Source organism: Pseudomonas baltica, from assembly GCF_031880315.1.
In the GTDB taxonomy this organism is placed as follows: domain Bacteria; phylum Pseudomonadota; class Gammaproteobacteria; order Pseudomonadales; family Pseudomonadaceae; genus Aquipseudomonas.
This window is the reverse complement of record NZ_CP134771.1, coordinates 4,986,443-5,013,227: the sequence shown is the minus strand read 5'-3', so window position 1 is coordinate 5,013,227 and position 26,785 is coordinate 4,986,443. Positions and strand designations below refer to the sequence as shown.

The 26,785-nt window shown below is 62.4% G+C and carries 27 protein-coding genes and 1 pseudogene; 16 read left to right on the top strand and 12 right to left on the bottom strand.

Annotated features, from left to right (window positions below; genetic code table 11):
- Positions 1-267: 267 nt before the first annotated feature.
- The 4 genes from purM to REH34_RS22580 all read left to right on the top strand — a co-directional run bounded on the left by purM (position 268) and on the right by REH34_RS22580 (position 3,171).
- Entirely contained in the window at positions 268-1,326 is a 1,059-nt protein-coding gene (gene purM, locus REH34_RS22595) for a phosphoribosylformylglycinamidine cyclo-ligase (protein WP_226503466.1), read from the top strand.
- Positions 1,326-1,985: a phosphoribosylglycinamide formyltransferase gene (gene purN / locus REH34_RS22590; protein ID WP_311969217.1), complete on the top strand. Its 660-nt coding sequence runs from the start codon at positions 1,326-1,328 to the stop codon at positions 1,983-1,985. Before purM ends, purN begins: the two co-directional genes overlap by 1 nt.
- 8 nt (positions 1,986-1,993) lie before the next feature.
- On the top strand, positions 1,994-2,707 hold the full coding sequence (locus REH34_RS22585; RefSeq protein WP_226503464.1) for a DUF3108 domain-containing protein: 714 nt from the start codon (positions 1,994-1,996) through the stop codon (positions 2,705-2,707).
- 278 nt (positions 2,708-2,985) lie between these two features.
- Positions 2,986-3,171, top strand: coding sequence for a hypothetical protein (locus REH34_RS22580; protein ID WP_226503463.1), 186 nt, complete (start codon positions 2,986-2,988; stop codon positions 3,169-3,171).
- Between the two features lie 77 nt (positions 3,172-3,248).
- Here the strand turns inward: REH34_RS22580 and REH34_RS22575 are convergent, their stop codons facing one another.
- The 7 genes from REH34_RS22575 to REH34_RS22545 form a co-directional block, all read right to left on the bottom strand.
- On the bottom strand, positions 3,249-3,788 hold the full coding sequence (locus REH34_RS22575; protein ID WP_226503462.1) for a DUF2058 domain-containing protein: 540 nt from the start codon (positions 3,786-3,788) through the stop codon (positions 3,249-3,251).
- Between the two features lie 26 nt (positions 3,789-3,814).
- Complete coding sequence (gene mazG / locus REH34_RS22570; protein ID WP_311969216.1) at positions 3,815-4,648, bottom strand: nucleoside triphosphate pyrophosphohydrolase; 834 nt, start codon at positions 4,646-4,648, stop codon at positions 3,815-3,817.
- 118 nt (positions 4,649-4,766) lie between these two features.
- Complete coding sequence (gene relA / locus REH34_RS22565) at positions 4,767-7,010, bottom strand: GTP diphosphokinase (protein WP_311969215.1); 2,244 nt, start codon at positions 7,008-7,010, stop codon at positions 4,767-4,769.
- A gap of 114 nt (positions 7,011-7,124) precedes the next feature.
- Complete coding sequence (gene rlmD / locus REH34_RS22560; protein WP_311969214.1) at positions 7,125-8,477, bottom strand: 23S rRNA (uracil(1939)-C(5))-methyltransferase RlmD; 1,353 nt, start codon at positions 8,475-8,477, stop codon at positions 7,125-7,127.
- Entirely contained in the window at positions 8,477-9,379 is a 903-nt protein-coding gene (gene cysM, locus REH34_RS22555; RefSeq protein WP_311969213.1) for a cysteine synthase CysM, read from the bottom strand. The genes rlmD and cysM overlap by 1 nt, the downstream gene beginning before the upstream one ends.
- An 80-nt stretch (positions 9,380-9,459) precedes the next feature.
- The gene (locus REH34_RS22550) at positions 9,460-10,830 is read right to left on the bottom strand and encodes a cell wall metabolism sensor histidine kinase WalK (protein ID WP_226503457.1); all 1,371 of its coding nucleotides are present in this window, start codon (positions 10,828-10,830) and stop codon (positions 9,460-9,462) included.
- Positions 10,817-11,572: a response regulator transcription factor gene (locus REH34_RS22545; RefSeq protein ID WP_311969211.1), complete on the bottom strand. Its 756-nt coding sequence runs from the start codon at positions 11,570-11,572 to the stop codon at positions 10,817-10,819. The genes REH34_RS22550 and REH34_RS22545 overlap by 14 nt, the downstream gene beginning before the upstream one ends.
- Before the next feature lie 249 nt (positions 11,573-11,821).
- Here REH34_RS22545 and REH34_RS22540 point away from each other — a divergent pair, with 249 nt between their 5' ends.
- Together REH34_RS22540 and REH34_RS22535 are read left to right on the top strand one after the other, a co-directional pair.
- The gene (locus tag REH34_RS22540) at positions 11,822-14,584 is read left to right on the top strand and encodes a response regulator (protein WP_311969210.1); all 2,763 of its coding nucleotides are present in this window, start codon (positions 11,822-11,824) and stop codon (positions 14,582-14,584) included.
- A 101-nt stretch (positions 14,585-14,685) separates the two neighbouring features.
- Entirely contained in the window at positions 14,686-15,123 is a 438-nt protein-coding gene (locus tag REH34_RS22535; RefSeq protein WP_226503454.1) for a hypothetical protein, read from the top strand.
- Positions 15,124-15,253: 130 nt separating this feature from the next.
- Here REH34_RS22535 and REH34_RS22530 read toward each other — a convergent pair whose 3' ends face one another.
- On the bottom strand, positions 15,254-15,718 hold the full coding sequence (locus REH34_RS22530) for a TlpA disulfide reductase family protein (protein WP_311969209.1): 465 nt from the start codon (positions 15,716-15,718) through the stop codon (positions 15,254-15,256).
- Between the two features lie 75 nt (positions 15,719-15,793).
- On the opposite strand from REH34_RS22530, the gene arsC reads away from it, so the two are divergent.
- From arsC to REH34_RS22510, 4 genes are all read left to right on the top strand, one after another.
- Entirely contained in the window at positions 15,794-16,144 is a 351-nt protein-coding gene (arsC, locus tag REH34_RS22525; protein WP_311969208.1) for an arsenate reductase (glutaredoxin), read from the top strand.
- Positions 16,145-16,738 (top strand): NAD(P)H:quinone oxidoreductase, encoded by a 594-nt coding sequence (gene wrbA, locus REH34_RS22520; protein ID WP_311969207.1) that lies wholly within the window; start codon positions 16,145-16,147, stop codon positions 16,736-16,738. It abuts the gene before it with no gap.
- A complete protein-coding gene (locus REH34_RS22515; protein ID WP_226503450.1) occupies positions 16,738-17,409 on the top strand; it encodes a DNA-3-methyladenine glycosylase I in 672 nt (223 codons plus the stop codon). The genes wrbA and REH34_RS22515 overlap by 1 nt, the downstream gene beginning before the upstream one ends.
- Before the next feature lie 179 nt (positions 17,410-17,588).
- Positions 17,589-18,383: a hypothetical protein gene (locus REH34_RS22510; protein ID WP_311969206.1), complete on the top strand. Its 795-nt coding sequence runs from the start codon at positions 17,589-17,591 to the stop codon at positions 18,381-18,383.
- A 75-nt stretch (positions 18,384-18,458) separates the two neighbouring features.
- On the opposite strand, the gene prmB is transcribed toward REH34_RS22510, so the two are convergent.
- The gene (prmB, locus tag REH34_RS22505; protein ID WP_311969205.1) at positions 18,459-19,367 is read right to left on the bottom strand and encodes a 50S ribosomal protein L3 N(5)-glutamine methyltransferase; all 909 of its coding nucleotides are present in this window, start codon (positions 19,365-19,367) and stop codon (positions 18,459-18,461) included.
- A 204-nt stretch (positions 19,368-19,571) separates the two neighbouring features.
- Between prmB and REH34_RS22500 the strand changes: the two genes are divergently transcribed.
- From REH34_RS22500 to REH34_RS22480, 5 genes are all read left to right on the top strand, one after another.
- Positions 19,572-20,162, top strand: a complete 591-nt coding sequence (locus REH34_RS22500; protein WP_226503447.1) for a cysteine hydrolase family protein — start codon at positions 19,572-19,574, stop codon at positions 20,160-20,162.
- A 122-nt stretch (positions 20,163-20,284) separates the two neighbouring features.
- Positions 20,285-20,608: a hypothetical protein gene (locus REH34_RS22495; protein WP_311969204.1), complete on the top strand. Its 324-nt coding sequence runs from the start codon at positions 20,285-20,287 to the stop codon at positions 20,606-20,608.
- Positions 20,609-20,644: 36 nt separating this feature from the next.
- Positions 20,645-21,202, top strand: coding sequence for a Smr/MutS family protein (locus REH34_RS22490; RefSeq protein WP_226503445.1), 558 nt, complete (start codon positions 20,645-20,647; stop codon positions 21,200-21,202).
- Positions 21,203-21,271: 69 nt separating this feature from the next.
- Entirely contained in the window at positions 21,272-21,817 is a 546-nt protein-coding gene (folE, locus tag REH34_RS22485) for a GTP cyclohydrolase I FolE (RefSeq protein WP_311969203.1), read from the top strand.
- Positions 21,818-21,930: 113 nt separating this feature from the next.
- Positions 21,931-22,302 carry a glutaredoxin gene (locus tag REH34_RS22480; RefSeq protein WP_226503443.1) on the top strand — a complete coding sequence of 124 codons (372 nt, stop codon included), beginning with the start codon at positions 21,931-21,933 and terminating at the stop codon, positions 22,300-22,302.
- A gap of 39 nt (positions 22,303-22,341) precedes the next feature.
- Here REH34_RS22480 and REH34_RS22475 read toward each other — a convergent pair whose 3' ends face one another.
- Entirely contained in the window at positions 22,342-22,941 is a 600-nt protein-coding gene (locus REH34_RS22475) for a glutathione S-transferase family protein (protein WP_311969202.1), read from the bottom strand.
- Between the two features lie 309 nt (positions 22,942-23,250).
- Here REH34_RS22475 and REH34_RS22470 point away from each other — a divergent pair, with 309 nt between their 5' ends.
- Entirely contained in the window at positions 23,251-24,441 is a 1,191-nt protein-coding gene (locus REH34_RS22470) for a benzoate/H(+) symporter BenE family transporter (protein ID WP_311969201.1), read from the top strand.
- Between the two features lie 110 nt (positions 24,442-24,551).
- On the opposite strand, the gene REH34_RS30345 is transcribed toward REH34_RS22470, so the two are convergent.
- On the bottom strand, positions 24,552-25,415 hold the full coding sequence (locus tag REH34_RS30345) for a methyl-accepting chemotaxis protein (RefSeq protein ID WP_409373347.1): 864 nt from the start codon (positions 25,413-25,415) through the stop codon (positions 24,552-24,554).
- Positions 25,413-25,613, bottom strand: a pseudogene (locus REH34_RS30340) (HAMP domain-containing protein); the annotation flags it as partial. The pseudogene REH34_RS30340 and the gene REH34_RS30345, both read right to left, overlap by 3 nt.
- Positions 25,614-26,785: the final 1,172 nt, after the last annotated feature.

Sequence of the window (26,785 nt, the reverse complement as noted above, 5' to 3'; positions counted from 1 at the left end):
GACCACACTTTCCCGCAATTCATTCAGCTAGCCAATAAAAGAATTCGTAAACCTTGTGTCCACCCCATCGCTACAGGGCCCGCGGGGAAAATAATCCACCCCTGCCGTCGGCCTGAGGATGGCCGCTAACCGGCAAGCCTGATAAAATCGCGCGCCTTCGCAGACCGACGATGGCCCGAGCCGGCCCGTTTGCGCCTCGTGCGCACAAGGCCCCTTTGCCCGTCGCGGTCGTATTCCCGAATCCCTCCCTCTAAAAAGGCCTGGATCATGAGCAAGCAACCCTCCCTGAGCTACAAGGACGCCGGTGTAGACATCGACGCCGGCGAAGCATTGGTCGAACGCATCAAAGGCGTCGCCAAGCGCACCGCGCGCCCCGAAGTCATGGGCGGCCTGGGCGGTTTTGGCGCCCTCTGTGAAATCCCGGCCGGCTACAAGCAGCCCGTACTAGTCTCCGGTACCGACGGCGTCGGCACCAAGCTGCGCCTGGCGCTGAACCTCAACCGCCACGACACCATCGGCATCGATCTGGTGGCCATGTGCGTCAACGACCTGGTGGTCTGCGGTGCCGAGCCGCTGTTCTTCCTCGACTACTACGCCACCGGCAAGCTCAATGTCGACACCGCCGCTGACGTGGTCACCGGCATCGGCGCTGGTTGCGAACTGGCGGGCTGCTCGCTGGTAGGCGGCGAAACCGCCGAGATGCCTGGCATGTACGAAGGCGAAGACTACGACCTGGCCGGCTTCTGCGTCGGTGTCGTGGAAAAGGCCGAGATCATTGACGGCTCCAAGGTCGCCGCTGGCGACGCGCTGATCGCCCTGCCATCGTCCGGCCCGCACTCCAACGGTTACTCGCTGATCCGCAAGATCATCGAAGTCGCCGGCGCCGACATCGAGAGCCTCCAGCTCGACGGCAAGCCGCTGACCGACCTGCTGATGGCGCCAACGCGCATCTACGTCAAGCAACTGCTGCAACTGATCAAGGACACCGGCGCGGTCAAGGCCATGGCCCACATCACTGGCGGCGGTCTGCTGGACAATATCCCGCGCGTGCTGCCAAAGGGCGCCCAGGCCGTGGTCGACGTGGCCAGCTGGCAGCGTCCGGCGGTATTCGACTGGCTGCAGCAGCAGGGCAACGTCGATGAGCACGAGATGCACCGCGTGCTCAACTGCGGCGTCGGCATGGTCATCTGCGTGGCCCAGGCCGATGTCGAAAAATCCCTGGCCAGCCTGCGCGCTGCAGGCGAACAGCCATGGGTCATCGGCGAAATCGGCATTGCTGCCGAAGGCGCTGCGCAGGTCGAGCTGAAGAACGTCAAGGCTCACTGATGCCGGCAACCTGCAACGTTGTGGTGCTGCTGTCAGGCACCGGCAGCAACCTGCAAGCCCTGATCGACAGCATCGGGCTCGCATCGGATGCGGCTCACCCGGCACGCATCAGCGCGGTGATTTCCAACCGCGCCGATGCCCTCGGCCTGCAGCGCGCCCGCGATGCAGGTATCGCCGCGCGGGTGCTGGAGCACACCGGTTTCGAGGGTCGCGAGGCCTTCGACGCCGCCCTGGTAGCGCTGATCGACAGTTTCGATGCCGATCTGGTTGTGCTGGCCGGCTTCATGCGCATCCTCAGCCCGGCCTTCGTGCGGCACTATCAGGGCCGCCTGCTCAACATCCACCCTTCCCTGCTGCCCAAGTACAAGGGCCTGCACACTCACCAACGGGCGCTCGATGCCGGCGATGCCGAGCATGGCTGCAGCGTGCACTTCGTCACCGAGGAACTCGATGGCGGACCGTTGGTCGTACAGGCCGTAGTGCCGGTCGCCGCGCACGATACGCCGCAATCACTGGCGCAACGCGTGCACGCCCAGGAACATCAGATTTACCCGCTGGCCATACGCTGGTTTGCCGAGGGCCGATTGTGCCTCGACGAACAGGGTGCCATGCTTGAGGGCAAGCGCCTTCCGGCCAGTGGTCATTCGATTCGACTTTAGGAGATTCTATGCGTCGCGCTCTGCTCCTCGCTCTTGCATTGTTCACGCTGCCGGCTGTTCAGGCCGCAGACCTCAAGCCCTTCTCCGCCAGCTACACCGCCGACTGGAAGCAACTGCCCATGAGCGGCACGGCGTCTCGCGAGCTCAAGTCCAACGGTGACGGCACCTGGACCCTCAACTTCCAGGCGTCGATGATGATCGCCAATCTCAACGAAAGCAGCGTCATCAAGTTGGACAAGGACGCCCTGCTGCCGCAAAGCTATCACTTCGAACGCGGTGGCCTGGGCAAGGCCAAGAAGACCGATCTGGACTTCGACTGGAGCACCAAGACGGTCACCGGCACCGACCGCGGCGACGCCGTGAAGGTTACGCTCAATGCCGGCATGCTCGACAAGTCGACCTACCAGCTGGCGCTGCAGCGTGACGTTGCTGCGGGCAAAAAGGCCATGAATTACCAAGTGGTCGATGGCGGCGACGTCGACACCTATGATTTCCGCGTGCTAGGCACCGAGAAGGTCGCGACTGAAGCCGGTCAGGTTGACGCCGTGAAGGTCGAGCGCGTGCGCGATCCGACACAGAATCAGCGCACTACCGTGTTGTGGTTCGCCAAGGATTGGAACTACCTGCTGGTGCGCCTGCAACAGGTTGAAAAGGACGGCAAGGAATACAACATCATGCTCAAGGAAGGCACGGTGGACGGCAAGACTGTCAAAGGCAGCTAAGCCTGCCCCCGCCTGACTAAACCCCGCCAGCTGCGGGGTTTTTTATTGCCGGAAGACGGGCCATCGCGTTCACTTGCGAACTATGAATTTTCTTTCATGTTCGATTTTTACCTGCGACAAAACGCCACAGACCTTGAATCATGCGGGCTACAGCGATCGTGAATTTTCTGCCATGAAAGTGAACCGAAAAAATCAGTTTACTTAGGATCCTAACCAATTCTATAACAGAGCCACTGCACCACTTCTCCGATGCAGATCTCAAAAATGGAGTTTGCAGAATGACAGTAAAAGTAAGTGAACGCGATGATTCCCACATGTCCCACGAAGCCATTGCCCATGGCGTGCGCATCTGGGACGTACACCAACAGGATTTGCTGGTCGGCATGTTCCATGATGAACGTGACGCGCTGAGCTACAAGCAAGAACTCGAGAAACTCGAGGCGCAACGTAGTCAGCTGTCATAAGCTTGCAAAAGCGGCCCCAGCCAGACAAAACCCCGCAATGCGGGGTTTTGTCTGTTAACGGGCTTTGGATTATCGACTCACCACATCAGATCGTCCGGAATCTTGTAAGCCGCGTACGGATCATCTTCAGCCGGCTCTTCGACCTGGGTGTTGAGCAGCAGAATCCGATGCGGATCGCGCTCCTGGATCTTCAGCGCGGCCTCGCGCGGAATCACCTCATAGCCACCACCATGGCTGACGATCGCCAGCGAACCACTGCTCAGCTTGCTGCGCATCAACGTGTTGACCGACAGGCGCTTGACCTTCTTGTCGTCGACGAAGTTGAAATAGTCCTCGGTGGTCAGCTTGGGCAAGCGTGAAGCTTCGATCAACTGCTTGACCTGCGCCGCACGGGCCTTTTGCTCGGCCTTTTCCTGTTGCTGACGGTTGAGCTCCTGATCGCGCTTGACCTTCTCGGCCATGGCCTCCTGGGCCGCACGTTGCTGGCTGTCATCGACCTCGACCTGGCCTTTGTTCTCCAGACGTTTCTGCTTTTGCTTCTCTTTGGTGACTTGCTTGACTTGCTTCTGGTTGACCAGACCGGCTTTCAACAATTGGTCGCGCAGGGAAAGGCTCATGGGTGCTCGCTCACTTATGCAACGGCTCAGCCACAGCTGGGCAGGTTGTGTTCCTGACGTTTGGCTTCGCCCCACAGAGCGTCCAAATCCTCAAGGGTGCAATCTTCAATGGGACGGTGGGTGTCGCGCAATGCCTGTTCGATAAAACGAAAGCGTCGCTCGAATTTGCGGTTGGCGCTGCGCAGGGCGTTTTCGGGGTCGACCTTGAGGTGCCGCGCCAGATTGACCACGCTGAACAGCAAGTCGCCAAGCTCGTCGCTGATGGCCGCTTGATCGCCGCTGGCCATGGCTTCGAGGACTTCATCGAGTTCTTCGCGGACCTTGTCCACCACCGGCAACGCCGCAGGCCAGTCGAAACCGACGCCCGCCGCGCGCTTCTGCAGTTTGGCGGCGCGGGACAGCGCCGGCAAGGTGGCGGGCACGTCGTCGAGCAATGACAGCTGCTCCGGGGCCTTGGCAGCCTCGGCGCGCTCCTCGGCCTTGATCTCTTCCCAGCGCTGCTTGACCTGCTCTTCGCTCAGGCGCGGCATGTCTGGCGGCGCGTAGAGATCGCCCGTGGGAAATACATGGGGATGGCGGCGGATCAACTTGCGGGTAATGCCATCGACCACGCCGGCGAACTCAAAGCGCCCTTCTTCGCGCGCCAGCTGGCTGTAGTAGACCACCTGGAACAGCAGGTCACCGAGCTCACCCTGCAAGTGGTCGAGATCGCCGCGCTCGATGGCATCAGCGACCTCGTAGGCCTCTTCAAGGGTGTGGGGCACGATGCTGGCGTAGGTCTGCTTGATATCCCACGGGCAGCCATGCTGCGGATCACGCAGGCGGGCCATGAGAGTGAGCAAGTCTTGGAGTGTGTACATCAACTGTCTCGGGGCTGGCAGGCCCGGCCGCTTCGCTGGCAAACCTTTGCGCCTGCAGGACGTACGCCTGTGGCAGCAAAGCTTGCTCGCGAAGAGGCCCGCAAGCCTGGCTGAATGTTCAAGGCGTACGATTACGCCGCGTCTCGATGATATTCGGCAACTGCGATATGCGCCCCAGCAAGCGCCCGAGGGCCTCCAGGCCAGGGATCTCGATGGTCAGCGACATGAGCGCGGTGTTGTCTTCCTTGTTCGAGCGGGTATTGACCGCCAGCACGTTGATGCGCTCGTTGAGCAATACCTGAGAGACGTCGCGCAGCAGTCCGGAGCGGTCGTAGGCGCGGATGATGATATCCACCGGGTAGGTGAGGACCGGGATCGGCCCCCAACTGACCTGGATGATGCGCTCCGGCTCGCGGCCGCCCAGCTGTAGCACCGAGGCACAGTCCTGACGGTGAATGCTCACGCCGCGGCCCTGGGTGATATAGCCCACGATCGCGTCGCCTGGCAACGGCTGGCAGCAGCCGGCCATTTGCGTCAACAGATTGCCCACGCCCTGAATCTGGATATCGCCGCGCTTGCCCGGCTTGTAGCCAGTGGCCTTGCGCGGGATCAGCTCCAGCTGCTCGGTACCGCGCTCCGGCTCCACCAGTTGCTGGGCCAGGTTGACGAGCTGGGTCAGGCGCAGATCGCCGGCGCCCAATGCGGCGTACATGTCCTCGGCGGTGCGCATGTTGGCTTTTTCAGCCAGGCGCTCGTAGTCCACTTGCGGCAGATCGAGGCGACTCAGTTCGCGCTCGAGCAGGTTCTTGCCGGCCGCCACGTTCTGATCGCGAGCCTGCAACTTGAACCAATGGACGATCTTGGCCCGCGCCCGCGAGGTGGTGACGTAGCCCAGGTTGGAGTTCAGCCAGTCGCGGCTCGGCGTACCGTGCTTGCTGGTGATGATCTCGACCTGCTCGCCGGTATTGAGGCTGTAGTTGAGCGGCACGATGCGGCCGTTGATCTTCGCGCCCCGGCAGTTGTGACCGATTTCGGTGTGCACCCGGTAGGCGAAGTCCAGCGGCGTAGCGCCTTTAGGCAAGTCGATGGCGTGGCCGTCGGGGGTGAACACGTAGACCCGATCCGGCTCGATATCGACCCGCAGCTGTTCGGCCAGGCCGCCGATATCGCCCAGCTCTTCGTGCCATTCGAGCACCTGACGCAGCCAGGAGATCTTTTCTTCGTAATGATTGGAGCCGGACTTGACGTCGGTGCCCTTGTAGCGCCAGTGCGCACAGACGCCAAGCTCGGCCTCTTCGTGCATGGCATGGGTGCGGATCTGTACCTCGAGGACCTTGCCTTCCGGGCCGATCACCGCTGTGTGCAGCGAGCGGTAGCCGTTTTCCTTGGGGTTGGCGATGTAATCGTCGAACTCCTTGGGAATATGCCGCCACAAGGTGTGCACGATACCCAGCGCGGTGTAGCAGTCGCGCATTTCCGGGACCAGCACGCGCACCGCGCGCACGTCGTAGATCTGGCTGAATTCCAGGCCCTTGCGCTGCATTTTGCGCCAGATGGAATAGATATGCTTGGCGCGGCCGCTGATGTCGGCCTTGACCCCGGTGTCGAGCAACTCGTTGTGCAACTGGCCCATGACGTCGCTGATGAAGCGCTCACGGTCGAGCCGGCGCTCGTGCAGCAACTTGGCGATCTGCTTGTACTGCTCAGGCTCCAGGTAGCGGAAGGACAGGTCCTCCAGCTCCCACTTGATATGGCCGATGCCCAGGCGATGGGCCAGCGGCGCATAAATATCGAATACCTCGCGCGCCACGCGGTTGCGTTTTTCATCGTCGGCGCTTTTGACCGCACGAATCGCGCACGTACGCTCGGCCAGTTTGATCAAGGCCACGCGCACATCGTCGACCATGGCCACGAGCATCTTGCGCAGGTTTTCGACCTGCACCTGCGAGCCCAGCACCAACGACTGGCGCGGGCTGAGGCTGGCGCTGATGGCAGCCATGCGCAGCACGCCGTCGACCAGTTTGCCGACCGTGGCGCCGAACAGCTCGGTGACCTCTTCAAGGGTCGCCTTGCCTTCGCGCACAGCGCGATAAACCACCGCCGCCACCAAGGAGTCCTGATCGAGCTTGAGATCGGCGAGAATTTCCGCGATCTCGAGCCCAGCCTGGAAACACGCAGTGCCATCGGCCCAAGAATGCTTGGCCGCATTACCGTTCAATTCCGCCTGCTGGGCGAACTCGCAGGCCTTCTTCAAGGCTTCGCGGTCGAGCGCCAGATCAACGGTGACGATATGATCGAGCCACGCGTCGAGATTGATACTGCCGTCGGTGTTGATCGGCTGGTTCGCTCTCACCTGTACCATCTTGTTACCTTCCCTACGACGCCCTCGGGGGGCATCAACTGTCGCTGGCTTTGGCCCCTGCCAGGCTCAGGCAGGGACCAGGCATTCGCACGCCAAACGGATTAGACGAGCATCCTAGCTCGCTTCAAATAACGCCATGGCCTCGACATGTGCGGTCTGCGGAAACATATCGAGAATCCCGGCACGTTTTAACTTGTACCCCTGCTTGAGCAACTCGACCGTATCGCGGGCCAGAGTCGCCGGATTGCAGGACACATACACCACCCGCTTTGCCCCCAAGGCCTTGATATTACGCACAATTTCGAATGCGCCATCACGGGGTGGATCGAGCAGGATCGCCTCGAAGCCCTGGGTCGCCCAGGCCGCCGTTGCCAGCGGTTGGGACAGGTCGGCCTGATAGAAGCCAACATTTTGCAAATTGTTACTGACGGCATTCTGCGCCGCCCTTTCCACCATGGCGTCGACACCCTCGACCGCGATCACTTCGCGCGCCAGGGTGGCCAATGGCAAGGCAAAGTTGCCCAGCCCGCAAAACAGATCCAGCACCCGCTCCTGATTGCCTGGGGCCAACCACTCCAGCGCCTGCTGGATCATGGCGGTGTTGACCGCCTCGTTGACCTGAACGAAATCCCCCGGCCGATAAGCCAGTTCCAGCTGCCAGGGCTGCAACGTGAAGCCCAGACGCGCCTGCGGGTCGACGGGCTGGGGGCGATCTTCGCCCTGCAGCCACAGCTGCGCGTCATGACGCTGGCAAAACTCCTGCAACAGCTGCTGATCGGCCTCGGCCAACGGCGCCACATGGCGGACCATCACCGCCAAGGCCATCCCGCTGAACAGTTCGACATGACCCAGTACTTGCGGCTTGGCGAACGAACGCAGTAACGCCGGTAACTCATTGAAAATACGCTGCAAGGGCTGTACCAGCACGCTGCAATCGTCAATGGCGACGATGTCCTGGCTGGCTGTGGCACGAAACCCTACTTGCAGCTGACGGGTTTTTGGCTCCCAGCGCACAGCCACCCGCGCACGCCGCCGATAGCCGAACTCCGGCCCCGTGAGCGGCGCCGCCCAGGCGTCGGGTTCGACGCCGGCAATACGGGAAAGTTGCTCGGCAAGCATCCGTTGCTTCAAGGCTAGCTGATCGGCGTGGGGCATGTGCTGGACATTGCAGCCACCGCAGATATCGGCCCGCGCGCAGGGCGCCAGGCGGCGTTGCGGATTGGCCTTGAGGACTTTTTCGCTGCGCGCCTCGACCACTTTGCCATGGGTGTTGAGCACCCGCGCCTCCACCTCTTCGCCTTCCAGCGCACCGGAGACGAACCACGTGCGCCCGTCGATAAAGGCAATGCCACGGCCGTCGTTGCTCAGGCGCTCGAGCGTCAGGCGCTGCTTCTTGCCTGTGGGGACTTGCGGGGCGCGACTGCCGCCGGCCGGCTGAAATCGCAGGCCCGTGCTTTTTTTAGCCATCAGTTGGGCGCATCGAAAATGCCGCTCGACAGGTATCGGTCGCCGCGGTCGCAAATAATCGCGACGATCACCGCGTTTTCAACTTCACGGGACAGACGCAACATCGCCGCCACCGCACCACCGGAAGACACGCCGCAGAAAATGCCCTCTTCGCGGGCGAGGCGACGGGTCATGTCCTCGGCTTCGTTCTGGGCCATGTCGACGATCCGATCGACGCGCTCGGCGTGATAGATCTTTGGCAGGTATTCGGTCGGCCAGCGACGGATACCGGGGATGGCCGAGCCCTCCATTGGCTGCAGACCGACGATCTGTACCTGGGGATTTTGTTCCTTGAGGTAACGCGAGGTACCCATGATGGTACCGGTGGTGCCCATGGAGCTGACGAAGTGAGTAATGCTGCCACCCGTCTGCTGCCAGATTTCAGGGCCGGTGCTGCGGTAGTGCGCCTCGGGGTTGTCGCCGTTGGCGAACTGATCCAGCACCTTGCCGCGGCCTTCGGCCTGCATGCGTTCAGCCAGGTCGCGAGCGCCTTCCATGCCTTGCTCACGGGTGACCAGAATCAACTCGGCGCCATAGGCGGTCATGGCCGCTTTGCGCTCAGCCGTGGAGTTGTCCGGCATGATCAGGATCATCTTGTAACCCTTGATGGCCGCCGCCATCGCCAGGGCGATACCGGTGTTGCCGGAGGTCGCCTCGATCAGGGTATCGCCGGGCTGGATCTGGCCACGGCCCTCGGCGCGGGTGATCATCGACAGCGCCGGGCGGTCCTTGACCGAACCAGCCGGGTTATTGCCTTCCAGCTTCAGCAGAAGGGTGTTGCTGGTGACGCCGGACAGTCGTTGCAGACGAACCAGCGGCGTGTTGCCGACGCAATCGGCGATAGTGGGATACTGCAGGGTCATGGCGAATTCGCAATCCAGACTGCGGGGGCGCCTATCATACCGGCAAACGTGCGCAGCCCATATCACGCAAAGTGCGGGGGTTATGCCGGTACGTTATAAGCAGCCGCCAGGCACAGGTTCAGGCGCAGCCCCCGTGTGCCATTGTGCGCCCAGAGCGCGCCGCCCTGGCGCAACAGGGCGTTGCGCGCGATGCTCAAGCCCAGGCCGAAACCGCCGTCACCGGGCCGCGAACCATCAAGGCGGGTGAAGGGCGCGAAAATACGTTGCAGGTCGGTTTCGGCGACACCGCCGCCCTGATCCTCCAGCCATAGGTGCCAGCGACCGTTTTCCAGGTGGCCGCCGAAGGTCACGATGCCGCCGGCCGGTGAATGGCGGATGGCATTGCGCAGAATGTTTTCCAGGGCCTGCGCCAGGCTGTTGAGATTGCCCTCGACCCAGCAGTCGGCGCCCACCTGGCACTGCAGTTGCGCCATGGGCCAGGCGCTCTCGAAGCAGGCATCTTCGGCGATCATCTCCCACAACGCCTGCACCTGAATCGGCTCGCGCGCCATGGGCGCCCGCTCGGTGTCCAGCCAGGCCAGTTGCAGGGTGTCTTCCACCAGCCGCTGCATGCCGTCGACCTCACGGCTCAGGCGCTGGCGCATGGCCTCGAGCTCGTTTTCGGTTTCGCAGGCCACCCGCAGTCGGCTCAGGGGCGTGCGCAACTCGTGGGACAGGTCGCGCAGCACTTGTTGCTGGAATTGCACCGTCGTCTGCAGGCGCTCGGACATCTGATCGAAGGCCCGCCCCAGCTCACCCAATTCATCGTGGCGGCGCGCCACTTCGATCGGCAGGCGGGTGCCGAGTTGATCGGCGCGCCAAGCCTTGGCCTGCTCGCGCAATTGATTGAGCGGCACCACCAGCATGCGATACAGGCCCACGCACAGCAGCAAGGTCAACAGCGCAGGCGCCAGGCCGTTGGTCAGTAATTGCCACAACAGCAAATAGCCGCCGGGCACAAAGCGCTCGGGCAACTCGATCACCAGCATGCCGGCGGAGGGTGTATCGGGGAATGGCACCTTCATCCAGGGCGCTGCTTTGGCCCGACGGCTGGTCGGCCAGTCCAGCCCGCGCAAGAAGGTCATGCGCTGCATGTCGGCATCGCTCAATGGCTGACTGCTCAACGATTGCAGGTTCGGGCCGACCACGGCCACCCAGCCACGTTCGCGCTCACGCACTTTCAGCAGCCACGCATCGAGGGCATAACGCCCCCCCTGCTGCCAGGCGTGCTCGGCCTGCTCGGCATAGCCGCTCAGGGTCTGGCGCGCCTCATTGGACAGATAGGCGTTCCGGGTCTCGATATAGCGCCCCCATGACCAGCTCAGCCAGATCATCAGCAAGCAAAACGCGATCAGCAGCCCCGCCAGCTTCCAGAACAGCGAGTGGCGGTAGGGCAGATCAACCGAGCGCATGGTAGGTGTTCGGCATCGCGCTCGTCGTGCTGGAGGCAGCACTCAAGGTATAACCGCGCCCCCAGACGGTACGCACCGCCCGCGCCTCGTAGCCGATGGCCTTGAGCTTGCGGCGGATCTGGCTGACGTGCATGTCCAGGCTGCGATCATGCTGGGCATAGCCGCGCTGCAGCACGTGCTGATAGAGGAAGGCCTTGGTCAGGACTTCTTCATCGCTGCGGTGCAAGGTTTCGAGCAGCCGATACTCGCTGGGCGTAAACCCGGCCCAGCGGCCCTCGTGACAGACATCCGTGCGCTGCTCGTCGAAGGTCAAGGCATCGACCGGGGCGGCGGGCAGCGGTGGTTGATGGCGGCGCTCCATGGCCACGCGGCGCAGAATCGCCTCGACCCGGACATGCAACTCATCGACGCTGAACGGCTTGGGCAGATAATCATCGGCCCCACGGCGAAAACCGTTGATGCGATCGGCCTCGGCCCCCAGCGCCGACATGAGGATCACCGGCGTGGCCGAGTGCTCGCGCAGGTGGCCGAGTACATCGAGGCCGTTCATGCCAGGCAACAGCACGTCCATGAGCACCACGTCGTAGGCGTTGCTACGCACCATGTCGAGGGCGATTCTGCCATCGCGGCACCAGGTCACCTCGAAGCCGCAACGGCCGAGCTGATCGTGCACGAAGGCACCGAGGACCGGATCGTCTTCAACGGCAAGAATGGAGGGGGGGCCAAGCGGAGCGGGATTCATTGGCTTCTGCTGTTGGTTCTCATTTGCTGAATTATTGTTTAAACAACAGGGATGGGCAAGCAACGTTTGCCCGGGGTTATCCCTGTGGCAGCGGGCTCTGCCTGCGAATACGGGTGGCGCGGTGTCAGGTCGGACGCCTTCGCGGGCACAGCCCGCTCCCGCCTGGACTCCACTTGCGCATGAGTTAGTGGGTGCGCAGCGGCGCTTCTCGGGGTATTTTTCACCGCATGGGCCATGGTGGAGAGTGCTGTGCTGAACAAATTGGGGCTCAAGAGCCGAGTGATGTTGCTGGCCCTGCTGCCAGCGGCGCTGATGGCGGTGCTGCTGGGGGGCTACTTTGCCTGGCAACAGCAGGATCAGCTGCAGAACAACCTGCTGCGCCGCGGCGCCTTGCTCACCGAGCAACTGGCCCCGCTGGTGGCCCCGGCGCTGATCAAGCACGACGACGCCTGGCTCGAGCGCATCGCCGCGCAGGCGCTGGAACAGGCCGATGTGCGTTCGGTGGCGTTCCTCGATGCCGACAAGCACCCCATGGCCCACGCCGGGCCGAGCATGCTCAACCCTGAGCCCGAGGGTAGCGGCCAACGCCAGCTGCAAGTCAGTGGCAACGACGCCACCCGCTATCTGCAACCAGTGTACGGCCGCCATCGCGACCTGGCGGGCGATGCCGTCCCGGGCGAAGCGGACCGGCTGCTGGGCTGGGTCGAGATCGAAATTTCCCACAGCGGCACCCTGCTGCGCGGCTATCGCATCCTGTTCATGACCGTAGTGCTGATGGCGGGCGCCCTGCTGCTGACCGGCCTGCTGGCACTGCGCCTGAGCCATGGCATCAGCGCCCCCATCGCGCGCATCCGCCAGGCGGTGGCGCAGCTCAAGGATGGCAACCTGGAAAACCGCCTGCCGCCCCTCGGCAGTCACGAGCTGGACGAACTCGGCGCCGGTATCAACCGCATGGCCGAGACCCTGCAGGACGCTCAGTCGGAACTCCAGCACAGTATCGACCAAGCCACCGAAGACGTCCGCCAGAACCTCGAAACCATCGAGATCCAGAACATCGAGCTCGACATGGCCCGCAAAGAGGCGCTTGAAGCCAGCCGCATCAAGTCGGAATTCCTGGCCAACATGAGCCATGAAATCCGCACGCCGCTCAACGGCATTCTCGGGTTCACCCACCTGCTGCAGAAAAGCGAGCTGAGCCCACGGCAGCTCGACTATCTGGGCACCATCGAAAAGTCTGCCGACAGCCTGCTGGGGATCATCAACGAGATCCTCGACTTCTCCAAGATCGAGGCCGGCAAGCTGGTGCTCGACAGTATTCCATTCAACCTGCGCGACCTGCTCCAGGACACCCTCACCATTCTCGCCCCCGCCGCTCACGCCAAGCAGCTCGAACTGGTCAGCCTGGTATACCGCGACACGCCGATCTCGCTGGTCGGCGACCCGCTGCGCCTCAAGCAGATCCTCACCAACCTGGTCAGCAACGCGATCAAGTTCACCCGTGAAGGCACCATCGTCGCCCGCGCCATGCTCGAGGATGACGACGAGGACAACGCCCAATTGCGCATCAGCGTTCAGGACACCGGCGTCGGCCTCTCGACCCAGGATGTGCAGGCGCTGTTCCAGGCCTTCAGCCAGGCCGATAACTCGCTGTCGCGCCAGCCCGGAGGCACCGGTCTGGGGCTGGTGATTTCCAAGCGCCTGGTCGAGCAGATGGGTGGCGAGATCGGCGTCGACAGCACCCCGGGCGAGGGCTCGACCTTCTGGATTTCACTGTCATTGCCCAAGGCCCGCGACGATGCCGAAGATCGCCCGGCGCCGCCGTTGCTGAACCGTCGCGTGGCCATCCTCGAGAGCCACGAGCTGGCGCGCCAGGCCCTGCAGCATCAGCTTGAAGATTCGGGGCTGATCGTCAGCGCCTTCCCTTCGGCGCAGAAAATGATCGCTGCCGTCGAGGCCGCGCAACTGGCCGGGCAGCCTATCGAGCTGGCTGTGCTGGGTGTCACCAGCCACGACATGCCACCCGACCAACTGCAGCAACACGTGCGCGGCCTCGAACAATTCGGTTGCCAGCCGCTGGTATTGTGCCCGACCACCGAACACACGCTGTATCAACCGCGGGTGCCCAATGCTCACAGTCAGTTACAGGCCAAACCGTCGTGTACGCGCAAATTGCGTCGCAGCCTGGCCGACCTGATCAACCCCAAGCGCTTGTCGTTGGGCATGGGCAACAACCTGGACACTGGCAACAGTCGGATCGCCAAGGTGCTCTGCGTCGATGACAACCCTGCCAATCTGCTGCTGGTGCAAACGCTGCTGGAGGACCTGGGGGCCGAAGTACGCGCCGTCGACAGCGGCATGGCGGCCTTGCAAGCGGTACAGGCCGAGCATTTCGACCTGGTGTTGATGGACGTGCAGATGCCGGACATGGACGGACGCGAGACCACCGAGCGCATCCGCCATTGGGAGAGCGCGCAGACCGGCCCGTCGCTGCCGATCGTCGCGCTGACCGCCCACGCCATGGCCAACGAGAAGCGCGCGCTGCTGCACAGTGGCATGGACGACTACCTGACCAAACCGATCAGCGAGCGGCAACTGGCCCAGGTGGTCCTGAAATGGACCGGCCTGGTGCTGCACCTGAGCCCCGCGCGCGGCAGCTTCGAAACGCCACGCGAAGCCGGGCCGCTGGCGGTACTCGATCAACAGGAAGGCCTGCGCCTGGCCGCCGGCAAGGCCGACCTCGCCGCCGACATGCTGGCGATGCTGCTGGCCGCTCTGGAAAGCGACCGCCAGGCGATCCGCGCGGCCCGTGACAGCGGCGATATCAACGCGCAGATCGAGCGCGTGCACCGCCTGCATGGCGCCACCCGCTACTGCGGCGTGCCTCAGCTACGCGCGGCGTGTCAGCGCAGCGAGACTATGCTTAAACAGCATGATGAAGGGGCGGGCAAAGCGCTGGACGAACTTGACCAGGCAATCATGCGGCTGGCTGAGCAGGCGCGGGAGGAGGCTTGAATAGGGCGGTGACTCAGCGCGCGCCGCTGCACCGCACAGCGCCTGCCTGAATGCCGCTGCAGCGCCGCCGTGATAGCATGCGCGCCAATTTGGAGGACCACATGGTCGAACACGATTTCCGCTACAGCCTATTCAACCCTCAACACACCCTGACCGAGTGCCGGGCGCTGGTGCCTGGCCGTTATCAGGTCACCGGCAACGGCGGCTCGATCAAGGCCGACGACGTGCTGCTGGTCACGCTCAAGGGTTCGAAAACCCTGTCGATGCGCCTCACTGTGGAAAAGGTTCGTCACTTGATCAATCCTCCGGGGCAATGGACGGCTGTGGCCAAAGGGCCAGTGTTCGGCGAGTTGTCGATTCACGAATGGAAAGTGCAATGCGACACTTGCAACACCGAGCTGACGTTCGAGTTCGCCGTCGATGCCAAGCTGGGCCAGAAAGCCCAGCAGCCGGCAGCCGTTGCGCGGATCGCCGAACTCGGCTGGCGCACCACGGGTGAGCAACATCGCTGCCCGAAGTGCCAGGCGGCAGCGGCCTGATCGAAGACATGTGACGACTGGGCTGGCCGCTTCGCGAGCAAGTTTTGCTCCCACGGTGCCAGCCGGTCCAGCTCCGCACGGCTGTGGGAGCAAAGCTTGCTCGCGAAGGCGTCCGTTCAGCCCCCCCATTTCACCCCTGACGCAACGTCTTCAACCGCGCCTGCACCCCCGCCGCCGTCTGCTCGCCGACCAGTTGATCACGCACCTTGCCTTTACTGTCGATGATGTAGGTCACCGGCAACCCCTCGCTTTGCGGCAGGTCGAAACGCGGCGCCGGGTCGTTCGCCAGTACCGTGAAGCGAATCCCCAGATTGTCTGCCGCCTGCTTGAGGTCTGCGCCCTGCAGATTGTCGAAATTGACCCCGACTACCGCCACGCCCTGCCCCTTGAGCTGATCGGCCAGGCTATTGAGCTGCGGGACCTCGGTGCGACACGGGCCGCACCACTCGGCCCAGTAATTGACCACCAGCCACTGATCATCCAGTTGCCGCGCCGCCACCGGCTTGCCGTTCTGGTCCGGGCCATAGTCCGCTCCGCAGCCGCCCAGCAGCAATGCCGCCATGAGGGCCACGCCAGAGATGAAATGCCGAGTCATTGCCGCTTTCCTCTTTATCGATGCCACCAGGTGGTTAGAATAGCCGCCACCGAACGCAAGTAATAGGCGCCCGCCATGACCGACCTGACGCTCTACCACAACCCGCGCTGCTCGAAATCACGCAGCGCCTTGGAGTTGCTTGAAGCCCGCGGACTGGCTCCGACCATCGTGCGCTACCTCGACACCCCGCCCGATGCCGCCACCCTCAAGACCCTGCTGGACAAATTGGGGCTAAGCGCGCGGCAACTTTTGCGCACCGGCGAGGACGAATACAAGGCTCTCGAGCTGGCCGACAGCAGCTTGAGCGACAGCGCGCTGATCGACGCCATGGTCGCGCACCCCAAACTGATCGAACGGCCGATCCTGGTCAACGGCGACAAGGCCATCATCGGCCGGCCACCGGAAAATGTCCTGGAGATCCTGTAAGTGAGCACGCCCTACATTCTGGTGCTGTATTACAGCCGTCACGGCGCCACCCGGGAAATGGCCCGGCAGATCGCCCGTGGCGTTGAACTGAGCGGCCTGGAAGCGCGCCTGCGCACCGTGCCGGCGGTATCGAGCGAATGCGAAGCCGTCGCCCCCGAGATTCCGGAGCAGGGTGCGCTGTACGCCAGCCTCGACGACCTCAAAGGTTGCGCCGGTCTGGCGATCGGCAGCCCGACGCGCTTCGGCAACATGGCCGCGCCGCTCAAGTACTTTCTCGACGGCACCAGCAGCCTGTGGCTCAGTGGTGATCTGGTCGGCAAGCCGGCCGGGGTCTTTACCTCCACCGCCAGCCTGCATGGCGGCCAGGAAACCACCCTGCTGTCGATGATGATGCCGCTACTGCACCACGGCATGCTCATCACCGGCCTGCCCTACAGCGAGTCGGCCCTGCTCGACACCCACGGCGGCGGCACGCCCTACGGCCCCAGCCACCACGCCGGTGCCGATGGCAAGCGCCCCCTCGACGAACACGAACTGACCCTGTGCCGTGCCCTCGGCCAACGCCTGGGCAAGGTCGCAAAGGATCTGGCTTGATGCAAGATTACAAATGGCTGCACGAGTTCTGTCTCAACCGCTTTGGCTCGCAAAAGGCCCTCGATGCTCAGCTGCCGACGCCGCTCACACCCGCAAAGCTGCGCAAGATCAGCGTTGATCGCTATCTGTCGACCATGGCCTTGCGGGTCTTTCGGGCCGGCCTCAAGCACAGCCTGGTGGATGCCAAGTGGCCGGCTTTCGAGAAGGCTTTTTTCGGTTTCGATCCAGAAAAGGTCGTGCTGATGAGCGCCGAGCACCTTGAACGCCTGATGCAGGACAAAAGCATCATCCGCCACCTGGGCAAGCTCAAGAGCGTGCCCCGCAACGCGCAGATGATCCTCGACATCGCCCACGAACACGGTAGTTTCGGCGCCTTTATCGCCGACTGGCCGGTGACCGAGATCACCGGGCTGTGGCAATACCTGGCCAAGCACGGCACCCAGCTGGGTGGTTTGTCGGCGCCGCGCTTTTTGCGCATGATCGGCAAGGACACCTTCATCCCTACCTGGGACGTGGTAGCCGCCCTGAATGCACAGAATATCGTCGACAAGGTGCCCAGCAGCAAACGCGACCAGGCCTTGGTGCAGGACGTCTTCAACCAGTGGCACGCCGACAGCGGCCTGCCGATGTGCCAGTTGTCGGCGATGCTGGCGTTTACCGCAAACCACTGATTGCAGTGAGATCGCCGCCCCGCGGGCGCGCGTTGCACCCACGGGATCTGTGTAAATCCGTGGGAGCAAGGTTGCGCGTTCGGCGGCGAAGAGGCCGGCAAAGCTTGCACACACCCTGAACGGCCACTTCAGCTTTTTGTACCTCTGCCGATACACCCTTCGAGCACGAGGAATCCCCCATGACTACCGCCCCCCTTAATACGGCCGTCGACGCCAAGACCGCAGCGACCGTCCCTGAAGCGCCCAAGCTGCCATGGGACGACGTGCGCCCGGAGCATTTCCAGATGCTGCGCCTGGTGCCCCTGCCCGCTGACCGCAACACCGGCCCGCGACCGTTGCGCTTCATCCAATTAGGGCGCGCCGAGCGGCACAATGCCCATTACAGTCTGCTGCGCCTGGAAATCGAACTGCCGGGGCAACGCACCCGGCCCGAGCAGAACAGCCTGGACGTATGGGTCGATCACGAAAAACACACCGTGCACACCATTCCCGAGGTGCTCCAGACCGAACCCGGCAACCGTGGCATCGGCCGCTTTCTGCTGGCCCAGGCGGCAATCTGGGCGCAACCCAAGTGGTCGGCCTACAGCATCGAAGGCGCTGACCTGCCCAATAAGGAGGCGCTGGTCGAAGGCCATCGCCTGCGCCGCGATCACGTGCTCACGACCCATGGTCTGGAAATCAGCTATGAAGATGCCCAGCATCTGAAGGGCAGCTACAAACCGGTAAAGGTCGGCGGCTTGCTGGCGACCTGGAACCCCGAACGCATCCAGCCGGTGGAAATTCTCGACGTGGCGTCCATGCTGGAACTGGCCGATCACAACCTGGCGGAAAAGGAAGTGCAGCTGCGCAAACATGAAGAGTCGGTCAGCCAGTATCGGCGCGACGACCACAGCCTGCGCTTCACCATCGCCTGCCTGATTGCCTTCTCGGTGTTCCAGGCCGGGTTGCTGATCTGGATGGCGACGCACCGCTGAACCTGGAGCTGCGGCCCCCATCACCTCGGGGTGTCTGACACACCGCGAAACGGGGGCATGCCCCCTCGCTACAGGTCAGACTCGCTCGGCAAACAGCGCCTGATGCTCGCGGCACTGTTGCGCGCTGAGCATGAACACCCCATGGCCCCCGCGGCTGAATTCCAGCCAGGCGAAGTCCACTTGCGGATACAGCGCCTCGACATGCACCTGGCTGTTACCGACCTCGACGATCAACAAACCGTTGTCGTTCAGGTGATCAGCCGCTTGCGCGAGCATGCGCCGCACCAGGTTCAAACCATCATCGCCGCAGGCCAGGCCCAGTTCCGGCTCGTGCTGGTACTCCGGCGGCATATCGGCGAAATCCTCGGCGTCGACATAGGGCGGATTGGACACGATCAAATCGAAACGCTGGCCCGGCAGGCCGTCGAAGCCATCGCCCTGCACGGTATAGACCCGCGCATCGACGCCGTGACGCTCGATGTTCTGGTTGGCCACTTCCAGCGCCTCGAAGGACAGATCCGCCAGTACCACTTCGGCCTCGGGAAATACGTCGGCGCAGGCGATGCCGATGCAGCCGGAACCGGTGCACAGATCGAGGATGCGCGCCGGCTCCTGTGCCAGCCAGGGCTCGAAGCGGTTTTCGATCAACTCGCCGATGGGCGAACGGGGCACCAGCACGCGCTCGTCGACGATGAACGACATGCCGCAGAACCACGCCTCGTTCAGCAGATAGGCGGCCGGGATGCGTTCCTTGACGCGGCGCTTGATCAGATGCTGGACCTTGCTGACTTCGTCGTCCTCAAGACGGCAATCGAGGTAGCTGTCGGCGATTTCCCACGGCAAATGCAGCGCACCCAGCACCAACTGTCGCGCTTCGTCCCAGGCGTTGTCGGTGCCGTGGCCGAAGAACAGGTCTTCACCGTGGAACTGGCTGACGGCCCAACGGATGTGGTCGCGCAAAGTGCGCAGGCGGGAAGTGATCACAGGCATACTCCAATCGATACGACTGCGGAGTTTATCACGGACAGTGCCGGTGTCCGCAGGCACTCCGACCGCGTCATGGCGCCGAATACTGGCCACTTGGATAGCCCGCAGAGCCAGTAACCACGGGCTGTGCAATCACAGTGATTCACAGAACGCGCGAAGCAGTGGAGAATGTCGCAAAAGCCCTAACCAAAGGAGCCCTCGATGTCCGATCCGAAGACGATGTTTCAACTCAGCGGTCGCGGTTACCCGCCTACCAGCTTGAGCCACGCCACCCTGGTGATTATCGATGCGCAGCAAGAGTACCTCAGCGGTCCTCTGGCCCTGTTCGAGATCGATAAGGCCGTCGCGAACATCGCCCTGCTCCTCCAGGCTGCCCGCGCCGCTGGCCGCCCGATCGTCCACGTACGCCATCTCGGCACCGTCGGCGGCCTGTTCGACCCGCAAGGCAATCGCGGCCAGTTCATCGATGGCGTCGGCCCGCAAGGCGACGAGACCGTGATCGAAAAACGCCTGCCCAACGCATTCAACAACACTAATCTGCACCAGCACCTTGAAGGCCTGGGCAATGTCGACCTGATCGTTTGCGGCTTCATGACCCACTCCAGCGTCAGCACCACCATCCGTGCCGCCAAGGACTATGGTTACCGTTGCACCTTGGTCGAAGACGCCTGCGCGACTCGTGACCTGCCGTACAAAGGCAGCGTGCTGAGCGCCGAACAGGTCAAGGCCGTGGGCATGGCGACCATGGCTGACAACTTCGCCTCGGTAAGCACCACCGCCGAGCTGATCTGATCTACACCCCGTGGGGCTTGCCAGCGCGTTCAGCGCCTGCACCCCGCGCCCCCGGAACATCATGGCTGCAGCGCAGTCCAATCCCGACGTTCAACCCAGTAACGCCCATTGAGGAAAGCGTAATGAAGATATCCGATGGCGGCTTCAATGCCCGTCGGCTTCGCCCTCGCGGCCAAGGCACCTGGCGCATGCGCCTGGCGGCGGCGTTTGCGGCAGTGCTGGCCACCTTGGGGGTGTTGTTGAGCATGGCTGGCATTGGCAGCTTGCTGGGCCACGCGCCGGCCATCGGCGATCTCAACACCACAGCGGTTGGCTCGGGGGTCATCACGCTCGTGGGGCTACTGGTGCTGTGGCTGGGTGTCAGCCTCTGGCGTGCCTGTCGCCGACGCCTGCGCCGGAGCAGCGCGCTGAACATGTCGCCGCATCTGATGAAAAAGCATGACTGACTCGCGTAAACTCCTGCTTCTGCGCTGGAGGCCGACATGCAAGACGATGATTTTTCCCTGTTCAAGAGCGAAGTAAAAGGCGTCAAGCCGATTCGCCATGACCGTGCCGACACCGGCAAAGCCAGGGTCGACCGCAAAAACCTCAACACGCTGCGCAAGGCGGCAACGGTGCGCACCGACGCCACCCTCGTCGACGGTCTGTCCGATCAGTTCGTCATCGACGTCGGCCCCGAAGACGACCTGCACTGGGCCCGCGACGGCGTGCAGGAAAGCCAGATGCGCAAACTCAAGCTCGGTCAGATCGGTTTCGAAGGCAGCCTCGACCTACACGGCATGAACGTCGAAAAGGCGCGGGAAACCCTGTGGGCCTTCCTCGCCGAAGCGGTGCGCTTCGAGGTCCGCTGCGTGCGGGTCACGCATGGCAAGGCAGTGCGCCTGGACGGCAAGAAGCCGATGATCAAGAGCCACGTCAACACCTGGCTGCGACAACATGCCCAGGTGCTCGGCTTCACGTCCTGCCAACCCCGTCACGGCGGCGCCGGCGCGGTCTATGTCATGCTCAAGCGGACCATGCTCGAAGGCCGCGACGAATAAGCTTTAACTTGCGGCGCGTGCCCGGTAACCGTACCCTTCGCGTTTGCGAAAAACTTGACAGGTAGATCCATGTCCCTGGAACAGAATTACACCGCGATCCTTGGCCAACTCGGCGAGGACGTGAACCGCGAAGGCCTGCTCGACACGCCCAAACGCGCCGCCAAAGCCATGCAGTACCTGTGCCGCGGCTATGAGCAGACTCTCGAGGAAGTCACCAACGGCGCCCTGTTCAGCTCGGACAATAGCGAAATGGTGCTGGTCAAGGACATCGAGCTCTACTCCCTGTGCGAGCACCACCTGCTGCCATTCATCGGCAAGGCGCACGTCGCTTACATCCCGAGCGGCAAGGTTCTGGGCCTGTCGAAAGTGGCGCGTATCGTCGATATGTACGCCCGCCGACTGCAGATCCAGGAAAACCTCAGCCGTCAGATCGCCGATGCAGTCCTGCAGGTGACGGGCGCACTGGGCGTTGCGGTCGTGATCGAGGCCAAACACATGTGCATGATGATGCGCGGTGTCGAGAAGCAGAATTCCTCGATGATCACTTCAGTGATGCTGGGAGAATTCCGCGAAAATTCGGCGACTCGTAGTGAATTTCTGAGTTTGATCAAGTAACTCATCTGTAGCGAGGGGCTTGCCCCTGAATGATTCAGGACTCGCCACGGTGGGCCTTGATCGCGATTTTCGGGTGCAAACCCCCTCGCTACACTGACCGTGTGGAGACTGAAATGTTGATGAAAGCCCTGCGCGTGGGCCTTGGCCAGGTGATCGTGATTGGCGATCTGCTGACCCGTCCACCCAAGCAGAAACGCAACAGCGATGCCCAGGCCGCCGTCGACACAGCCGCCCAGGGCCTGACCCTGTATCAGTTCCACGCCTGCCCGTTCTGCGTGAAAACTCGCCGCACTCTGCACAAGCTCAACGTGCCAGTGACCCTGCGCGATGCCAAGAACGACGCCAGTGCCCGCGATACTCTGCTGGCCGAAGGCGGCAAGATCAAAGTGCCGTGCCTGCGCATCGAAGAGAACGGCCAGACCACCTGGATGTATGAATCCAAGGTGATCATCGAGTATCTCAACAAACGTTTCGCTGCTGCCTGATTGCTCGCGACGGTTTTCGGCAAGCTGTGCGGGCCGAGATCAACGCATCCCGATATAACCCGGCAATGCCGCCACGCGCTCGAGCCAGGCGCGAATGGCCGGGAATGGCGTGAGATCGAAGCCGCCCTCATCGGCAACATGGGTGTAGGCATAGAGCGCGATATCGGCGATCGAGCATTGCTCGCCTACCAGATACGGCGTCAACTCCAGCTGCTTCTCCATCACCCGCAAAGCCTTGTAGCCACGCTTGTGGCAGACCTTGTATTCCTCCAGGCGATCTTGCGGCATCTTCTGATAGAACTGGATGAACCGCGCTACCGCCACATACGGCTCATGACTGTATTGCTCGAAGAATTGCCACTGCAACACCTGGGTGCGCAAGCGCGGTTCGGTGGGCAGGAACGGGCTGCCATCGGCGAGAAAATTCAGAATCGCATTGGATTCCCACAGGTAGGTGCCGTCTTCGAGCTCCAGCACCGGGACCTTGCCATTGGGGTTCATGGCCAGGAACTCGGGGGTTTCGGTCTCGCCCTTGAGGATGTCCACTGCGTGCCACGAATACTCGACGCCCAACAGGTGGAGCATCAGCTTGATCTTGAAGCAGTTGCCTGACAGATAGTCGCCGTAGACCTTGTACATCTCGCGTCCCCCATGGAATAGGGGATGACTGTAGCAAAGCCAGGGGACCCCTAGCGAGGGATAGAGAAAACGGCGTTGAAATATTGCTCGGCAGATCTCCAGCGAACAACAGCGCTTCAAGAAGAGACGGATTCTTTTCAGCAGCGATGGTGGGTAGCCATCATCGCCATTGCTCACCGGTAACCAAGCACAGGCTCGACTGCCTCTTTGTGGCTCACTGTATTGCAAAACATTTCCCTACCTGTATCGCAGCCTTATCCACTGCGACGTTTAGGCTGGCGCCCCTCTGATCGCCCAAGGAGGGTATCCATGCAGTATCCCACCCAGACGCCCCTGCGGCCGCTGGCCGACACCTCGCCTTCGGCGGTGGTTGCCGGGTTCATTGCCATGATGACCGGCTACACCAGCTCCCTGGTGTTGATGTACCAGGCCGGCCAAGCGGCCGGGCTCACCAGCGGGCAAATTTCGTCGTGGATCTGGGCATTGTCGATCGGCATGGCGATCTGCAGCATCGGCTTGTCGCTGCGTTATCGCACGCCGATCACCGTGGCCTGGTCGACTCCCGGCGCTGCATTGCTGATCACCAGCCTGGGCGGCGTCAGCTATGGCGAGGCGATCGGCGCCTATATCACTTGCGCGGTGCTGGTGATCATCTGCGGCGTGACCGGCAGTTTCGAGAAAATGGTCAAGCGCCTGCCCTCGTCCCTGGCGGCGGCGCTGCTGGCGGGAATTTTGTTCAAGATCGGCAGCGAGATCTTCGTCGCAGCCCAGCATCGTACCGGCCTGGTGCTGGGCATGTTCTTCACCTACCTGATCGTCAAGCGCGTGTCGCCGCGCTATGCGGTGCTGGCGGCGCTGGTCCTCGGCACCGTAGTTTCCGGCTTGCTGGGGCTGCTGGATTTCAGCGAGTTCCATTTGCAAGTGGCGGTGCCTGAATGGACCACGCCGTCGTTCTCGGTGGGCGCAACCATCAGCATCGGCATTCCACTGTTCGTGGTGGCCATGACCTCGCAGAACATGCCTGGGGTCGCGGTATTGCGGGCAGATGGTTATCAGGTGCCGGCATCGCCGTTGATTACCGCGACCGGCATCGCTTCGCTGCTGCTGGCGCCCTTTGGGTCTCACGGGGTGAACCTGGCGGCAATCAGCGCGGCGATCTGCACCGGCCCCCATGCCCATGAAGACCCGCAAAAACGCTACACAGCGGCGATGTGGTGCGGGATTTTCTATGGGTTGGCGGGGATCTTCAGTGCGACCCTGGCAGCGCTGTTCGCGGCCTTGCCCAAAGAACTGGTGCTGTCGATCGCGGCACTGGCACTGTTCGGTTCGATCATCAACGGCCTGACCCAGGCCATGAGCGAGCCCAGAGAACGTGAGGCGGCGCTGGTGACCTTCATGGTGACAGCATCGGGGCTGACGCTGTTTTCCGTGGGGTCGGCGTTCTGGGGCATCGTGGCAGGGGTAGTGACTCTGCTGATTCTCAACTGGCGCAAAGCCTGATGGTTGTTGCACTTGCACTGGCTTTGTCGTGAGCAAGCTGTGCTCCACAGGTGTACGACCGCCTTGTGCGCAAGACTTGCCCGCGAAGGGCCGGTGATATCTACGCCTGACTACAGCCGAAAATGCCCGACCATGCCTTTCAGCTCATGACCCAGCTGCGCCAGTTCGATACTTGAAGCCGCGTTACCCTGCATCGCCACCGCCGACTGATCGGCACTGGCGCGGATGCTGGTGACGCTACGGTTGATCTCTTCGGCCACCGAGCTTTGCTGTTCCGCGGCGGCGGCAATCTGCTGGTTCATCTGCTGGATCACCGACACCGCCGAGGCGATGCTGCCCAAGGCGCTTTCGGTCTGCAGGGCGTCGCTGACTGCCAGCTTGACCAACTCCTCGCTGCTCTGGATCTGCTGAACCGACGCCTGGGCGCCAAGGCGCAAGGCACTGACCAGCCGCTCGATCTCTGCCGTCGATTGCTGAGTGCGGCGTGCCAGCGCCCGTACTTCGTCGGCCACTACCGCAAAGCCACGGCCCTGCTCCCCTGCCCGCGCCGCCTCGATGGCGGCGTTCAGGGCAAGCAGGTTGGTCTGCTCGGCAACGCTCTTGATCACTGCCAGCACCGAGCCGATGTTCTGGATTTCCTCACTAAGGCTGGAAATACCCTGACTGGCGGATTGCGAGCTGCTGGCCAACTGCTCGATTCGCCGCATGCTCTGACGCACCACCTGCTGACCACTCTCGACCTTGTTATCGGCCGCCTGGGCCGCGTGCGCTGCCTCCTCGGCGTTGCGCGCGACGTCATGAACGGTGGCAGTCATCTGGTTCATTGCCGTGGCCACCTGTTCGGTTTCCTCCTGCTGTGTGCTGACCTCCAGGTTGGTCTGCTCGGTCACTGCCGACAAGGACTGCGCCGAATGCGCCAACTGATCGATACCCGTTTGCAGGCCGCTGACGATGCGGCTCAGCCCCGCGCCCATCTGCTGCATCGCCGCCATCAATTGACCGATTTCGTCACGCCGATCGACGCTGGTCTCAGCGCTCAGATCCCCGTCGGCAATTTGCTGGGCACGGCGAATCACACTGCGCAGAGGCGTGACGATCAGGCGGGTGATCAGCCACGACGCCAGCACGCCCACCAACAGCGCCAGGCCGGAAGCGACGATGATCAACAGCATGTTTTTCTTCAGCTCGGCCTGCATTGCCTGATTCTGCTCGGCATAGGCCTGATTGACGCGACTAACCACCTGATTGGCGCGGTCATGCAGTTGCATGGAGGTCTGTTTTTCCTTGGCCAGCAGATCGGTGTACTCACCCAGCGTCTGGCTGAAGGCTGTGATGTGGGTGACGGTTTCGCCAATCACCGTCTGATAGCCCGCGTCCTCGACCTTGGTCTGCAGCTCCTTGGCCTGGCTCAACGCCTCGTCCGCCTGGGTGATGCGGCCTTGGCTGCTGTCGTCAGCTTCACCCTTGCGGCTCTTGTCCAGACGCACTCGGGCCTCCTCCATGGCCTGCAACATCAGGCGCCCGACCTGGCCAACCTGATTGGCCTGGTCGATGAACTCGCTGCCCTTTTCGCCCTGGGATTTTTTCAACTCGTAAGTGCCATCATCGGATAAACCGGCCTGCAACACGTCGAGGTTGTTGGCGACGTTGGCCACCGACCAACTGGCCATCTCCAGCGACAGCTCTTTGCTCTGGCTGATATCGAAAAACTGATCGAACGCAGCACGGTAAGCCTTGAGATCGGCTTCGGCGCCGCTCATGACCGATTCATTGGCGGGATTGAGGGTTTTGAGTCGAGCAGCAGTGGCCAGGAGTGCATCGACGCCCTTGCGCAGGGCATCGGCCTGCTTGGTGTCCGAATGCAGGGCAAAATCCTGTTCCAGCAGGCGCGCAGTCAGCAGCTCGCTTTTGAGCGCCGACATCTGCTGGAGGCCGTCGACTCGTTCGCTGATGGTACGCAGGGACCATACTCCAAGCGCGGCCACGGCCAAGGTCAGCAGCAATACCAAGGCGAAGCCCACCGCCAGTTTTTTCGCCATCGCGAGGTTGGCAAACCATCCACTGCTGGCCGACTTCATTGCTTCGCTCCCTTGATGCCCCGGGTGGGCGGCATTGCCCATACAAGTTTCGTGCAGGGTGAGGGTTGTATCAGCGTGGCAACAAGTGTTTGACGTCGGAATAATGGCAAATAGCTATGCGGATGTCGCTTTTGGCTATGTTGCGGGTCGTAGTGCGAAGAGGACGACTCACGTGAGGCCAGATGCGTGAGAGATCATGAGGCTGGGGCAAGCAGCCTCTTCGCGAGCATGCTTTGCCCTACAGGTGTACGGCTCGGGTGCCGGTT

Bases quoted from the DNA above. Each gene is read 5' to 3' on its own strand.
- REH34_RS22580 (WP_226503463.1), top strand. From the start codon at position 2,986: ATGACAGTAAAAGTAAGTGAACGCGATGATTCCCACATGTCCCACGAA.
- REH34_RS22470 (WP_311969201.1), top strand. From the start codon at position 23,251: ATGCAGTATCCCACCCAGACGCCCCTGCGGCCGCTGGCCGACACCTCG.
- REH34_RS22500 (WP_226503447.1), top strand. From the start codon at position 19,572: ATGTCCGATCCGAAGACGATGTTTCAACTCAGCGGTCGCGGTTACCCG.
- purN (WP_311969217.1), top strand. From the start codon at position 1,326: ATGCCGGCAACCTGCAACGTTGTGGTGCTGCTGTCAGGCACCGGCAGC.
- cysM (WP_311969213.1), bottom strand. From the start codon at position 9,379: ATGACCCTGCAGTATCCCACTATCGCCGATTGCGTCGGCAACACGCCG.
- purM (WP_226503466.1), top strand. From the start codon at position 268: ATGAGCAAGCAACCCTCCCTGAGCTACAAGGACGCCGGTGTAGACATC.
- REH34_RS22545 (WP_311969211.1), bottom strand. From the start codon at position 11,572: ATGAATCCCGCTCCGCTTGGCCCCCCCTCCATTCTTGCCGTTGAAGAC.
- REH34_RS22495 (WP_311969204.1), top strand. From the start codon at position 20,285: ATGAAGATATCCGATGGCGGCTTCAATGCCCGTCGGCTTCGCCCTCGC.
- relA (WP_311969215.1), bottom strand. From the start codon at position 7,010: ATGGTACAGGTGAGAGCGAACCAGCCGATCAACACCGACGGCAGTATC.
- REH34_RS22585 (WP_226503464.1), top strand. From the start codon at position 1,994: ATGCGTCGCGCTCTGCTCCTCGCTCTTGCATTGTTCACGCTGCCGGCT.
- REH34_RS22575 (WP_226503462.1), bottom strand. From the start codon at position 3,788: ATGAGCCTTTCCCTGCGCGACCAATTGTTGAAAGCCGGTCTGGTCAAC.
- REH34_RS22480 (WP_226503443.1), top strand. From the start codon at position 21,931: ATGTTGATGAAAGCCCTGCGCGTGGGCCTTGGCCAGGTGATCGTGATT.
- REH34_RS22490 (WP_226503445.1), top strand. From the start codon at position 20,645: ATGCAAGACGATGATTTTTCCCTGTTCAAGAGCGAAGTAAAAGGCGTC.
- folE (WP_311969203.1), top strand. From the start codon at position 21,272: ATGTCCCTGGAACAGAATTACACCGCGATCCTTGGCCAACTCGGCGAG.
- REH34_RS22510 (WP_311969206.1), top strand. From the start codon at position 17,589: ATGACTACCGCCCCCCTTAATACGGCCGTCGACGCCAAGACCGCAGCG.
- mazG (WP_311969216.1), bottom strand. From the start codon at position 4,648: ATGTACACACTCCAAGACTTGCTCACTCTCATGGCCCGCCTGCGTGAT.
- REH34_RS22550 (WP_226503457.1), bottom strand. From the start codon at position 10,830: ATGCGCTCGGTTGATCTGCCCTACCGCCACTCGCTGTTCTGGAAGCTG.
- REH34_RS30345 (WP_409373347.1), bottom strand. From the start codon at position 25,415: ATGGGCGCGGGGCTGAGCCGCATCGTCAGCGGCCTGCAAACGGGTATC.
- REH34_RS22475 (WP_311969202.1), bottom strand. From the start codon at position 22,941: ATGTACAAGGTCTACGGCGACTATCTGTCAGGCAACTGCTTCAAGATC.
- rlmD (WP_311969214.1), bottom strand. From the start codon at position 8,477: ATGGCTAAAAAAAGCACGGGCCTGCGATTTCAGCCGGCCGGCGGCAGT.
- REH34_RS22535 (WP_226503454.1), top strand. From the start codon at position 14,686: ATGGTCGAACACGATTTCCGCTACAGCCTATTCAACCCTCAACACACC.
- REH34_RS22515 (WP_226503450.1), top strand. From the start codon at position 16,738: ATGCAAGATTACAAATGGCTGCACGAGTTCTGTCTCAACCGCTTTGGC.
- REH34_RS22530 (WP_311969209.1), bottom strand. From the start codon at position 15,718: ATGACTCGGCATTTCATCTCTGGCGTGGCCCTCATGGCGGCATTGCTG.
- arsC (WP_311969208.1), top strand. From the start codon at position 15,794: ATGACCGACCTGACGCTCTACCACAACCCGCGCTGCTCGAAATCACGC.